This is a genomic window from Bradyrhizobium sp., assembly GCF_027307225.1.
Taxonomy (GTDB): Bacteria; Pseudomonadota; Alphaproteobacteria; order Rhizobiales; family Xanthobacteraceae; genus Bradyrhizobium.
Map to the genome: position 1 here is coordinate 104,619 of NZ_DAHUXJ010000106.1, position 12,880 is coordinate 117,498.

Consider the following 12,880-nt stretch of genomic DNA (forward strand, 5'->3'; position numbering starts at 1 on the left):
AAGAGCTTCATTCCATAACAGTTTCACTCTACAAGACTTGGCGGTCAACCGGAAGAAGGAGAAGCAGTCGACAAGATCATCGTCAAGCGGCTCGGTTTAGCCCCGACTGGATGAAACGCGGCGCGCTGATCTTCGTTGCCCTTGGTCGGTCAAGCTGGAGCATTCGATGCCGGTCCATATCTGCAGCACTTGCGGGACGTCCTATCCAGACGCCAACGAGCCGCCCAAAGACTGCCCGATCTGCGAGGACGAGCGGCAGTTCGTGCCGCGATCCGGACAGGGCTGGACCACGCCGGCGCGGCTGGCCGCAAGCCACACCAATGCGTGGCGCAAGCTTGAGGACGATCTGTTCGAGATTCACACCACGCCCGGCTTCGCCATCGGCCAGCGCGCGCTGCTGTTACGTACGCCGCACGGCAATATTCTATGGGATTGCATCACGCTGTTTGACGAAGCGACCGAAGCGCTGGTCCGCGCGCTGGGAGGCCTGAGTGCCATCGCGATCTCGCATCCGCATTACTATTCCTGCATGCAGGATTGGGCGCGCGCGTTCGGTTGCCCGATCCACTTGCACAAGGCGGATGCCGAATGGGTCATGCGCGCCGATTCCAACATCCACCACTGGCAGGGCGAGACGCTGGCCGTTGCGCCCGGCGTCACCCTGCTGCGGCTCGGGGGACATTTTCCGGGCGGCACGGTGCTGCATTGGGCGGGTGGGGCCGCCGGCCGCGGCGCGCTCTTGAGCGGCGACATCGTGCAGGTGGCGGTCAACTTCAACCGGGTGTCGTTCCTCTGGAGCTATCCGAACATGATGCCGCTGTCGGGCTCGACGGTGCGCCGCATCGCCGAGGCGTTGAAGCCGTGGCCGTTCGACCGGATCTATGGCGCGTTCCCGGGGCGGCAGGTGATGACGGACGGCGCCGGCGTGGCGCAACGATCGGCCGCCCGCTACATCGAGCTGCTCGCGGGTGAGCAGCCGTAAGGCCGGCCGTCATGCCGCCGGCGTCAAATCCACGCGATGTCCCGATCGTGACGCGGCCATCGCGATCAGCCTGAGCGCCTTCGCGAAGGAAACCGGTTGCCACTTTTCCGGATCATGCGTAAGAGCGGCCCGAAACTTTGATACGGGTTCCCTCCACGCATGATCAGACTAGACAATATCAGTAAGCAGATCGGCCACCAGATCCTGTTCATCGAGGCCTCCGCGGCGCTCCAGAAGGGTGAAAAAGCGGGCCTCGTCGGCCCCAACGGCGCCGGCAAGACCACGCTGTTCCGCATGATCACGGGCGCCGAGCAGCCCGACGAGGGCCAGGTCTCGCTCGATCGCGGCATCACGACAGGCTATTTCAGCCAGGACGTCGGCGAAATGTCAGGCCGCAGCGCGGTGGCAGAGGTGATGGACGGGGCAGGGCCGGTCGCCGCGGTCGCGGCCGAATTGAAGGCGCTGGAAGCGGCGATGGCCGATCCGGACCGAGCCGATCAGATGGAAGAGATCATCGTCCAATATGGCGAGGTGCAGCACCGCTTCGAGGAGCTCGACGGCTATGCACTGGAAGGCCGCGCCCGCGAGGTGCTCGCTGGCCTTTCGTTCAGCCAGGAGATGATGGAGGGCGATGTCGGCGCGCTCTCGGGCGGCTGGAAGATGCGCGTGGCGCTAGCGCGCATTCTTCTGATGCGCCCTGACGTGATGCTGCTCGACGAGCCGAGCAACCATCTCGATCTTGAAAGTCTGATCTGGCTTGAGCAATTCCTGAAGGGGTATGAGGGTGCGTTGCTGATGACCTCGCACGACCGCGAGTTCATGAACCGCATCATCAACAAGGTGGTCGAGATCGACGGCGGATCGCTCACCACCTATTCCGGCGATTACGAATTCTACGAGACCCAGCGCGCGCTGTCCGAAAAGCAGCAGCAGGCGCAGTTCGAGCGGCAGCAGGCGATGCTGGCCAAAGAGATCAAGTTTATCGAACGCTTCAAGGCGCGCGCCTCGCATGCCGCGCAGGTGCAGAGCCGGGTCAAGAAGCTGGAAAAGATCGAGCGGGTCGAGCCGCCGCGGCGGCGGCAGACGGTGGCCTTCGATTTTCCGCCGGCGCCGCGTTCCGGCGAAGACGTCGTGAGTCTGAAGCAGGTACAGAAGGGCTATGGCAGCCGCGTCATCTATGACGGGCTCGATTTCATGATCCGCCGCCGGGAGCGCTGGTGCGTGATGGGCGTCAACGGCGCGGGCAAATCGACGCTGCTCAAACTGGTCGCGGGCTCGACCGAACCGGACGACGGCAAGGTGGCGCTCGGCGGCAGCGTGAAGATGGGCTACTTCGCCCAGCACGCGATGGACCTGCTCGACGGCGAACGCACGGTGTTTCAGTCGCTGGAAGACGCGTTTCCGCAGGCCGGCCAGGGCTCGCTTCGCGCGCTTGCCGGCTGCTTCGGCTTTTCCGGTGACGACATTGAGAAGAGATGCCGGGTGCTGTCGGGCGGCGAGAAGGCGCGGCTGGTGATGGCGATCATGCTTTTCGATCCGCCGAATTTCCTGGTGCTGGACGAGCCCACCAACCATCTGGACATGGCGACCAAGGAGATGCTGATCACCGCGCTGTCGCAATACGAAGGCACGATGCTGTTCGTCTCGCACGACCGGCATTTCCTCGCGGCACTTTCCAACCGCGTGCTGGAGCTGACGCCCGAAGGCATTCACCAATATGGCGGCGGCTACACCGAATATGTCGCGCGCTCTGGCCACGAGGCGCCGGGGCTGCATGGTTAAGCAAAGTTGCGCGCGCCGATGAAACGACAGCGCTGCTGCCGCGATGATGCCCAAGGGAACATTGACAAAACAGCGCGACGCTACCAACTATGATGATGGCCAACATTGATGTTGGTCGAAGCAGAGGAGGTTCGATGACTCCACCTGCAAAGCGCGCCGCGATAATCGCCGAGGCAACGGTTCGGGCTTAAGCGTAGCGGCAACATACGAACACCGTCCCGAGAGCGGCCTATGGTCCCCATCAGTAGGGCATGGACCAACATGGCCCCTCTCGGAATGGGGGCTTTCGTGAAAGCTTTTTTTCCCACAACGATTTTTTTGACAACGAGCGATTTCGGCTGACGCCTTTTGGCTGACGCCGGCACCTCATTAAATCTGTTCGGCTTGCTGCCCGCGCGGACGCGGTTGATGCTCGGCCTCCCGGCCCAGGAAATAGCTCTGCAGCGCCGGCACGATCACGAGCAGCATGATCGGTCCGATCAGCATTCCCCCCACGATCACGGTGGCGAGCGGTCGCTGCACCTGGCTGCCGATGCCGGTCGAGAGCGCGGCCGGAAGCAGGCCGATGCAGGCCGACAAGGTCATCATCAGGATCGGCCGCATCTGCTGGCTGACGGCTTCGAACATGGCCTCTTCCGGGGCGACGCCGCTACCGATGACCCGGTAGTAGCCATGGATGATGAGGATGCCGCTCATCACGGAAACGCCGAACAGCGAGATGAAGCCGATCGCGGCCGAGATCGAGAAGTTCAGGCCGAACACGTAGAGGCCCAGAATGCCGCCGCCGACGGCGAATGGAAGCCCGAGCAGCGCCAGCAGGCAGTTGCGCAGCGAGTTGAACAGCCCGTAGAGCAGCACCATGATGAAGACGAAGGTGATGGGCAGGATGATCTCGAGCCGCTTCTTGGCCTGTTGCAGCCACTCGAACTCGCCGGCCCAGTCGATGCGATAGCCCGTCGGCAGCTTCACGTTCTTGCTGATGCGCTCTTGCGCTTCCTCCACCGCGCCGCCGAGGTCGCGGCCGCGCACCGAGAACTTGATCGGCACAAAGCGCTGGTTGCGTTCGCGGAAGATGTAGGACGCGCCGGTATCGAGCGTGATCGAGGCGAATTCGCCCAGGGGAATATAGGCGGTGCCGGTGGGCGTCTGGACGCCGACCTTGAGATTGCGCACCTTGTCGATGTCGTTGCGGTATTCGGGCGCCAGCCGCACGGCAACACCGAAACTTCGATCCGACTCCAGGATGTTGGTCGCCACCGTTCCGCCCAACGCGGCCTGAATCATGGTGTTGGCGTCGTTGACGTTGATGCCGTAGCGCGCCGCCTTCTCGCGGTCGATCTTGATGTTGAGATTGGGCTGGCCCAGCACCCAGAAGGCGCCGAGATCGGTGATGCCCTGCACCTTGGCCATTTCGGCCATGGCGTCCTTGGCGATCTTCTCCAGCGTCGCCAGATCCGGGCCGACGATCTTGATGGAGTTGGCGCCCTTGACGCCTGACAGCCCTTCCTCGACGTTGTCCTGGATGTATTGCGAAAAATTGAAGTTGATGCCGACGAATTTATCGGCGAATTCGGCTTGCAATTGTTCGACGAGTTTTTCCTTGGTCAGGTTGGCCGGCCATTCGTCGAATGGTTTCAGCGGCACGAAGAACTCGGCGTTGAAGAAGCCGGCCGCGTCGCTGCCATTGTCAGGCCGGCCGTGCTGCGAGACCACCGTGATGACTTCGGGATGCTTCAGCAGGATTTCGCGGATCTGGTTCACGATCGGCATGCCCGCCTCGAGCGACAGGGTCGGCGGCATCGAGGCGCGGATCCAGAGATTGCCTTCCTCGAGCGTCGGCAGGAATTCGCTGCCGAGGCGCGAACCGACAAAGCCTGAAAGCACGAGGAAGACGCAGCCGAGCGCGATGGTGACCGGCCTGCGGCGCAGCGACCAGCGCAGAACCGGCGAATAGATCCGCCGCAGGCTGCGCACCACAAAGGTCTCGGCCTCGCTGACATGCGCGGGCAGCAGCAGCGAAGCCAGGCAAGGCGTCACGGTGAACGTGGCCAGCAGCGCTCCTACCAGCGCGTAGGCATAGGTGCGGGCCATCGGGCCGAAGATCTGGCCCTCGACGCCCTGCATGGTGAACAGCGGAATGAAGGCCGCGACGATGATGGCAGTGGAGAAAAATACCGCCTTGTCGACCTGCAGCGCGCTGATCAGGATGATGCGAAGCCGGTCGGTCCATGTCGGATCTTGCGAAGGCTGCCCGGCGCCGGTGGGATCGTCGCCCCACTTCTTTTCCGCCAGATTCTGCAGCAATCCCCGCCGCGCTTCCGGGCTGGACTGGAAGTTGCGGTAGATATTCTCGACCAGGATCACCGCGGCATCGACGATGATTCCGAAGTCGACCGCGCCGACCGACAGCAGGTTGGCGTCTTCGCCGCGCAGCACGAGAATGATGATCGAGAAGAACATCGCGAACGGAACGTTCATGCCGACGATCACGGCGCTGCGCAGGTCGCCGAGGAACAGCCACTGAATGAAGAAGATCAGCAGGAAGCCGAACAACAGGTTATGCAGGACCGTGTTGGTGGTGATGGCGACCAGCGTCGAGCGGTCATAGAAGGGAACGAGCTTCAGCCCCGCCGGCAGGCTGCCGTCGGTATTGATCTTCTGGATCTCGTTGCGGACGCGCTTGACGACGTCATTAGTGTGCAGCGTGCGGTTCATGATCACGATCGCCGCGACCACGTCGTCGTTGTGGTCGCGCCCCGCCTTGCCGAGCCGGGGGGCATACCCGATCGATACTTTCGCAACATCCTTCACGAAGATCGGCAGGCCGTTCGGCGAGGCGAGCATCACGTTCTCGATGTCGCGGACCTTGTAGCCCTGCGTCAGATCCTTCTCACCCCCGGTATCCATCAATCCGACGCCGCGAACGTTGACGGATTGCTGGCCGATATTGATGGTGCGGCCGCCCACATTGACGTTGGCGTTGCCGAGCGCAGTGATCACCTGCTGCAGCGTGATGCCGTAGGCCTCCAGCTTCTGCGGGTCGACGTCGACGTGGTATTCCTTGGTCGTGCCGCCCCAGGTGTCGACCTGCACGACGCCGGGCACCGAAAGCAGTCGCCGCTGCAGGATCCAGTCCTGGACGGTGCGCAGGTTGCTCAGGCCGAAATGCGGCGGTCCGACCAGCTCGTAGCGGTAGATTTCGCCGACCAGGCTCGTCCCCTGGATTTGCGGCGTGACGTTGCCGGGCAGGCTGACGTTCTGTTGCAGGTTGATCGCCGTCTGCGTCAGCGCAAAATAATAGTCGACGCCGTACTGGAAGACGACGCGGACGAACGAGAGACCGAAGAACGACGTCGAGCGAATGACGTCGACGCCCGGCGTCGCGGCCAGCCCGACCTCGATCGGGATCGTGTAGTAGCGTTCCATCTCCTCGGCGGACAGGCCGGTCGATTGCGCCGTGATCTCCAGGATCACCGGCGCCGGATTGGGATAGGCTTCGATATTGAGCTTGAAGAACGCGAAAATGCCGGCGCCAATGAAGGCGAGCAGGCCCAGCAGCACCAGGGGGCGCCGGGTCAGGCTGAAGGTGAGAAGTCCTCTAAGCAGGTTGGCCCCCGATCGGCTTTTTTAGAATGCGGCGCGCCCAGCGAAGGTCGTTCCGCAAGCGCTCTCCCCCCGAATAGCGCGAATGACAGACACTATCAAAGTGGCCATGAAGTCCAAACAGGCATGGGCCCGTTCCGGGGTTCACAATGCCGAGCTTTGACCACGCCGGCTTTGCCACGAAATGGGCCGTCGTGGCGAGCCATTTTCCGACCAGGTGGCGCTACTTTTCCTGGGACGAGATAGTGCTGCTTTTCGTCCTGTTTTCTCGTGCTATTCTCCCACCCGATCCGGAACGAAATCCGGACGGGAAGGGGAGCCATGGTCAAGGGATTTCGGGCGTATCACGCCTGCGCATTTGCAGCCGGGCTGATGCTGTTCAACACGATCGCCGTCAAGGCCGCCGATGACGCCAAAACCTGCATCAAGGAATCCGGCGATGCCGCGATCGAGGCCTGCTCGCGTGCGATTGCGTCCAAGCGCTACAACGGCCACGCGCTGGGACACCTTTATCTCAGCCGCGGCGTCGAACGGCGCGCCAAGGAAAATTACGATGAGGCGCTGGCTGACTTTGCCGACGCAATAAAGGCCGACAAGAAATATGCCGACGCCTATTTCAACCGCTGTTCGGTCTTCAATTTCAAGAAGGACTATGATTCCGCGATCACGGAATGCAGCCAGGCCATCAAGCTCGGGCCGAGCGCCGATGCGGCGTCGGCCGGCAATGAAAAGCTCGGCAAGGACGTCGCGATGTCCGACTATTTCGCCGAGCGCGGCTTCGCCTATTTCAGGAAGGACGACCTCGTCCATGCTTTCGTCGATCTCGACAATGCGATCCGGCTCAATCCCAATAACGGAAGGGCGTTGAAGACCCGCGGCCTCGCCTATCAGGCCAAGGGCGATTCCCGTGCCGAGGCCGATCTTGCCTCGGCCAAGCTGCTCGGCGAATGAGGCGTTAGTACCGCCGATCTGAAGTCCCTGCACCACAAGCGGCGAATTCGATCAGGGACTTCAGATCGATAAAGCGATACTAGAAATCAATAAGCTTGCTAGTGCCCCTCCGATTCCGAAGTTCGCATCAGAGGTCGCCGCGATATCATGCGAACTTCGGAATCGGAGCTCCAGGTTGATGTCAGAGGCAAGACAGGCCCCAAAAGAGGCCTCAAGACAGGCTCACTGGGAAGGGGTCTACACGTCAAAGGAAGAAACCACCGTCAGCTGGTTTCAGGATCATCCCGCGCCGTCGCTCGAGCTGATCGAGCGGGCAGGGGCGACCAAAGACACCGGCATCATCGATATCGGCGGCGGTGCGTCGCGGCTGCCTGACGCGCTTCTGGAGCGCGGCTTTCGCCATGTCGCGGTGCTGGACGTCTCGCAAGCCGCGCTTGATGTCGCGTGCTTGCGGCTTGGCCGGCGGGCCAGCGAAGTGCAGTGGATCACCGCTGACGTGACCGAATGGAGTCCGCCGCAGCGCTTCGACATCTGGCACGATCGCGCGGCCTTTCATTTCCTCATCGACGCCGCCGACCGCGCCGCCTATGTCGCGCGGCTGACGGAGGCGCTGCGGCCGGGAGGGTACGCGATCATCGCGACCTTCGCCACGGACGGGCCGGAGAAATGCAGCGGCTTGGTGGTCAACCGCTATGACGCCGAGGGGCTGGCGCGCGAACTCGGCGAGATGTTCACACTGGTCGAAACCCGCCGGCACGATCACCTCACGCCGGGAAATGCGACCCAGCGGTTTCAGTTTTCGCTGTTCCAGAGACGGGGCGGAATTTGAAGTTCCTGTCAGTTTCGCCGCAGAAGGTGGCGTCAGGGCACGACGTGATGGTCGACCAGCCGGACCGCCTGGTCTAGATCCTGCTCGAGATGGCCTGAGGATAGCGCCCGCGTTCTACTGAAACGTCGACGAAACGTACCAGGGGTGCGGTCTCGAAACGCGCTGCACCGTCCGCGGCACCGGCAGCGGCACCGACTTCGGCAGTGCGTCGGTATGTTCCTTTCCGTTCGGCGCCAGCAGCGACTTCGGGTGGCCCGGCTTCTCGGCGTGCCTCAGCGGCGGAAGGTCGGGGAAGGGGTGATATTCCTTTCTCTCGTGGAAGAACAGAAGGCCGCGGTCGACATAGGGCGCCGTGAAGGTCTGGTCGATTTGCGCCACATGCTCGGGCTCGGCAGGCGCTGCATTGGCTCCGGCAATGGCAAGCACCGAGGCGACGCGCGCGTGAGAGAGGCTCGCGCTGTCGCCGCCCCGATCCGCTCCAATGCTGCCGGTCGACGTGGCGTTTTCCGTATCAGCCGTCACCATTGCCATTGCGTTTGACGGGTTCTGCGGGTTCGCGGCATTGCCCTCGGCCTTCGCGGCGATGAAGGCGCTGATGGCGGCCGGATCCGGCGCATCTGCCGGGCTGACGGCGGCGATGCTGGCGGAAAGCCGGGTCGTCAGGTCGCTGGCCGGCGCGTGCGCCACCGCGAGGCTGACGGGCGGGACCAGCGCCATCGACATATGCATGAACAGGAAGTAGCCGCCGGCCGTCACGATCGAGAGCGAGGCGAGCGCGAGCACGGTGGATGCGATCTTGTGAACCTTTGCTGCGATCGGATGAGCGGCAGCCGGATCTTTCTCCTGCTGCGCGAGCACCAGCAAGTGGTCGTAGACCGCGCGCTGGTCCTTGTCCAAAAGGATTTCGTTGGCGCGCACGATCTGGCGGAATCTCGTGCCGGCATCGGGATCGTCGGGACGCAAATCCGGATGGGCGCTCTTGACGGCCCTGCGAAACGCAGTCCTCAGGCTCTCGGCATCGTCGTGTGGGAGAGCCCCAAGCAAATCGTAAAGCGTATCCATTGCGCTCTCGCTGCAGGATTCACTCGTCCCCCGTCCGAAATTCCTGTCGCGAAATTTACCGCGGAGTACGCGCTAACCAAATTCACCGCACGCAAAGGATGTTGATGCATCAGGGCGAAAAAATGACTTTACCGCCGCTCGTCAAAAAAGCCGCTTCGGCAGTCCACCCATCGCCCGCCTGATACCGCAATCCCGCGCGGGTTGTGGCATAAGCGAGGCATCGCTGCGTCTCAAATCGGGACAGCTTGCTTTAGATTAGAGCCCGAGCCGATCGCGGACACGTCCAACCGCGACGGCGCTGCGAACGCCCGTCGGCCAAGCTGCAAGGAATCGAATGGGGCGGAGCGGGGGTGATCGGCAGGTCGATCTGCGCCGTTTCGCCGCCGACCGGGCGGCTGGCCAGTTGCTGGCCCATCGAGGTCGCGAGCGCGACGCCGCGGCCGCGCTGGGCGGCCAATGCGCCGGTTGCAAGATGGTTCCGCGCAACTGCATCTCTCAAAAAAACTTTAGGTCTCGATAAATGATTCTTTAGTTGGGTCTTGCAACCACGGGCGTAGATTCGTCTGTATCGACTGGTTCGTCTCCATTTCATCGCCGGCAACAGAGGCGATCTGAGAATCGAAAGCCGTCGCGAACCGGTCCCCGTCCTGTTAACCGCTTGAGCACGATCTTCGCGCCCGGAGTTGGGTCTTGGCGCGGCCGGAAAAGCTTTGCCTTTTTCAGATCAGGCTTTTTCAGATCAGGCTTGGGCATTCGGAAAGAAGGATTGCAACGAGGAGATAAAGCCATGACCAAACTCTCGCTTCTCGGCATTGCTACCGTCGCCGCTGCCACCGCGTTCGCCATGCCCGCCTTCGCGCAGCACCGGATGGGATACCCGGCCGAAGTCTATGATGCCCAGGCGCATTCCTGCGCCAACTACGATCCAGGCAACCCGCATAACAAGGTAACCGACTTCATCGCATGGAGCGGCTACCGTGGGCGCGGCGGCTGGGACGATCGCACTAACATCCCGTGCATCCCGGCTCCCGGGCGCCCCAGCGCGTATTGAAGGACCATCCGGCGCGCGATGGATGTTGCCATTGCGCGCCGGCTACTTTTTTGTCGTCTCTGAATTGATCTTGTTCCAGAGCCAGCGCGCCACGATCTCCGGCGACGCGTTGCCGTTGCCGCCCGCCGCCCTCAAATTGGCCGCGCGCATCGTGGCGATATCGATACGGCCAATCAGCGGCTTGAGCGCCTCGCGCAAGGCCTGGTCGTCGGCGCGCTTCGGCGCGAGAAGAACAACTGCATCATAGGGCGGGATCACGCCCTTGGGATCGCTGAGCGCAACCAGATCGTATTTTGCGATCAGCCCGTCGCTGGTGTAACCCGCGATCACGTCGACTTCGCCGGATGCGACAGCCGCGTACATGAAGTCGGGCTGCATCTGGCGTTGCTCGCGAAACTTCAGCCCATAAGCCGTGCGCAGCGCCGTCCACTCCGGCCGCGAGAAAAACTCGTAGTCGCCCGCAATCGACAACCCGGGCGCAATCGCGGCGAGATCGGTGACCGAGCGAATGCCGTACTTTTCGGCGCGCTTTCTCGGTATCACCAGCGCATAGGCGTTCTCGAAACCGAGTTCGCCGAGCAGCGTCACGTTCTGTCGCGCCAGTTCGGTTTTCAGGTCGGCCAGCAATTGCTGGCGTGGTTTGAGCTGCACGTGATGAAACTGGTTGGTCCAGAGCGTGCCGGAATAATCGACATAGACGTCGATATCGCCGTCGACCAGCGCCTGATAGATCACGTTGGAGCCGAGCCCGGCGCGGATCGAGGCCGAATGGCCGTCATTGCGCAATCGCTCAGTCATCAGCGCCGCGAGCACGTATTGCTCGGCGAAGGTTTTGGCGCCGACGACATAGGTCGACGGGGACCGCGCGAGCGAAGGCACCAGCGTGGCGGCGACCAGCGCGACGAGGCCGGCGCTGCCCAGCGCCGCGCGCACGCGATGGCGGTCGCGCAAGCCCACCTCGATCAGCGCGAGCAGCTGGTCGACAACAAGCGCGAGCAGCGCGGCGGCGACGCAGCCGAACAGCACGAACACCCAGTTCTGGGTTTGCAGGCCGGCAAAGATATAATTGCCGAGGCTGGTCTGGCCGATCGGCGTCGACAGCGTCGCGGTGCCGATCACCCAGACCGATGCGGTGCGGATGCCCGCCATCATCACCGGCAGCGCGAGCGGCAGCTCCACCTTGGCGAGCGATTGCAGCGGCGTCATGCCGACGCCCTGCGCGGCTTCCAGGATCGAAGCGTCGATGCCGCGCAAGCCGGTGATGGTGTTTCGAAGTACCGGCAGCATCGAATAAAGCGCAAGCGCGAGCACCGCGGGCAGGAAGCCGAAGGCGGAGAAGCCGAAGCCGAACCATTTCAGCGTCAGCGAGGCGGCCGCGAGCAGCAAGGGATAGAACAGCGCGAGCAGCGCAAGCCCCGGCACGGTCTGCACGATGCTGGCCAGGGAAAGCAACACGCGCCGCATCAGCGGGCGGTCGCGCGCGATGATGGCGAGCGGCAGCGACACGGCAAGCCCGAGGGCGATCGCGGTGATGCTGACCCGGACATGGCTGCCGAGATAGTCGCCCAGATGGGTCCAGGCCTCGCCCCAGCGTGGATCGGCCAGAAAACTTACAAACATGCTCATGCGCTGCCCTTCGGAAGCAGCGCGTTGAGGCGTTCGGCCTGGCGGCGCGGGGTCCCGAGGAGTTCGCCGACATAGGCGTCCTCGCTCTTCGCCAGCTCCGGCGGCGTGCCCTGCGCGAGCAGCTTGCCGCCGCGCATCACCGCGATCCGGTCGGCGAGCAGGATGGCTTCGGTCATGTCGTGGGTGATCATGACCGTGGTCAATCCGAGCCTGTCGTGCAGCGCGCGGTAATCGTCGCCGAGCGCATCGCGCGTCAGCGGATCGAGCGCGCCGAACGGTTCGTCCATCAGCACGATCTTCGGCCGTGCCGCGAGCGCGCGGGCTACGCCGATGCGCTGCCGTTCGCCGCCGGAGAGTTCATGCGGAAAGCGGTCGCGAAATTTCTTGCGATCGAGCCGCACCAGATCGAGCAGCTCGTCGACGCGCGCGGCGATGGCGGCCTCCGCCTCGCCGTTCAGTTTCGGGGTGATGCCGATATTGGCGGCGATGCTCATATGCGGGAACAGCCCGCCGCTCTGGAACACGTAGCCGATGCGGCGACGCAAGCTCACCGGGTCGGCTGCGCGCACGTCCTCGCCCTCGATGGCGATGCGGCCGCGGTCGGCTTCGATCAGCCGGTTGGCGAGGCGGAGCAGGGTGGTCTTGCCCGAACCGGAGCCGCCAACGATGGCGAGAAATTCGCCTCCAGCGACGCCGAGCGAGACGTCGTCGACGGCCTTGACGCGGCCGTTGTCAAAGCTCTTGGCCACGTGGTCGAAGGCGATCAGGGCTGCGTCCGACATTTCCGTGAGTACTCTCGCGTATTCCCTGGGAAAGGTCGCATTTGCGCATGTGCTTGTCATCCCTCCCGACAAGTGCTCCGATTCCGAAGTTCGTATCATATTGCGGCTCCACGTTTACGAACTTCGGAATCAAAGGAGCACTAGCCAATTATATGATTCTAGTGCGGTTTAGAATTTGAAGTTCCTATGACGAGGTCACCGCGAAACTGATA

Annotated in this window: 9 protein-coding genes; 5 read left to right on the forward strand and 4 right to left on the reverse strand. The window is 62.9% G+C overall.

Annotated elements, in window-relative coordinates; all coding sequences use genetic code 11:
* The first annotated feature begins 166 nt into the window (after window positions 1-166).
* Together M6D32_RS19055 and M6D32_RS19060 are read left to right on the forward strand one after the other, a co-directional pair.
* Window positions 167-982 carry an MBL fold metallo-hydrolase gene (locus M6D32_RS19055; protein WP_298259032.1) on the forward strand — a complete coding sequence of 272 codons (816 nt, stop codon included), beginning with the start codon at window positions 167-169 and terminating at the stop codon, window positions 980-982.
* A gap of 159 nt (window positions 983-1,141) precedes the next feature.
* Entirely contained in the window at window positions 1,142-2,764 is a 1,623-nt protein-coding gene (locus M6D32_RS19060; RefSeq protein WP_298259034.1) for an ABC-F family ATP-binding cassette domain-containing protein, read from the forward strand.
* Between the two features lie 369 nt (window positions 2,765-3,133).
* On the opposite strand, the gene M6D32_RS19065 is transcribed toward M6D32_RS19060, so the two are convergent.
* On the reverse strand, window positions 3,134-6,370 hold the full coding sequence (locus tag M6D32_RS19065) for a CusA/CzcA family heavy metal efflux RND transporter (protein WP_298259055.1): 3,237 nt from the start codon (window positions 6,368-6,370) through the stop codon (window positions 3,134-3,136).
* A 318-nt stretch (window positions 6,371-6,688) separates the two neighbouring features.
* On the opposite strand from M6D32_RS19065, the gene M6D32_RS19070 reads away from it, so the two are divergent.
* Both M6D32_RS19070 and M6D32_RS19075 read left to right on the forward strand, forming a co-directional pair.
* The gene (locus M6D32_RS19070) at window positions 6,689-7,318 is read left to right on the forward strand and encodes a hypothetical protein (RefSeq protein ID WP_298259035.1); all 630 of its coding nucleotides are present in this window, start codon (window positions 6,689-6,691) and stop codon (window positions 7,316-7,318) included.
* A 178-nt stretch (window positions 7,319-7,496) separates the two neighbouring features.
* Window positions 7,497-8,147, forward strand: a complete 651-nt coding sequence (locus M6D32_RS19075) for a class I SAM-dependent methyltransferase (RefSeq protein ID WP_298259037.1) — start codon at window positions 7,497-7,499, stop codon at window positions 8,145-8,147.
* A gap of 114 nt (window positions 8,148-8,261) precedes the next feature.
* Here the strand turns inward: M6D32_RS19075 and M6D32_RS19080 are convergent, their stop codons facing one another.
* Entirely contained in the window at window positions 8,262-9,209 is a 948-nt protein-coding gene (locus M6D32_RS19080; RefSeq protein WP_298259039.1) for a J domain-containing protein, read from the reverse strand.
* Window positions 9,210-9,996: 787 nt separating this feature from the next.
* Here M6D32_RS19080 and M6D32_RS19085 point away from each other — a divergent pair.
* Window positions 9,997-10,260, forward strand: coding sequence for a hypothetical protein (locus tag M6D32_RS19085; protein ID WP_298259041.1), 264 nt, complete (start codon window positions 9,997-9,999; stop codon window positions 10,258-10,260).
* 42 nt (window positions 10,261-10,302) lie between these two features.
* Here the strand turns inward: M6D32_RS19085 and M6D32_RS19090 are convergent, their stop codons facing one another.
* Window positions 10,303-11,886: an ABC transporter permease/substrate-binding protein gene (locus tag M6D32_RS19090; protein ID WP_298259043.1), complete on the reverse strand. Its 1,584-nt coding sequence runs from the start codon at window positions 11,884-11,886 to the stop codon at window positions 10,303-10,305.
* On the reverse strand, window positions 11,883-12,668 hold the full coding sequence (locus M6D32_RS19095; protein WP_298259045.1) for an ATP-binding cassette domain-containing protein: 786 nt from the start codon (window positions 12,666-12,668) through the stop codon (window positions 11,883-11,885). Before M6D32_RS19095 ends, M6D32_RS19090 begins: the two co-directional genes overlap by 4 nt.
* Window positions 12,669-12,880 lie beyond the last annotated feature (212 nt).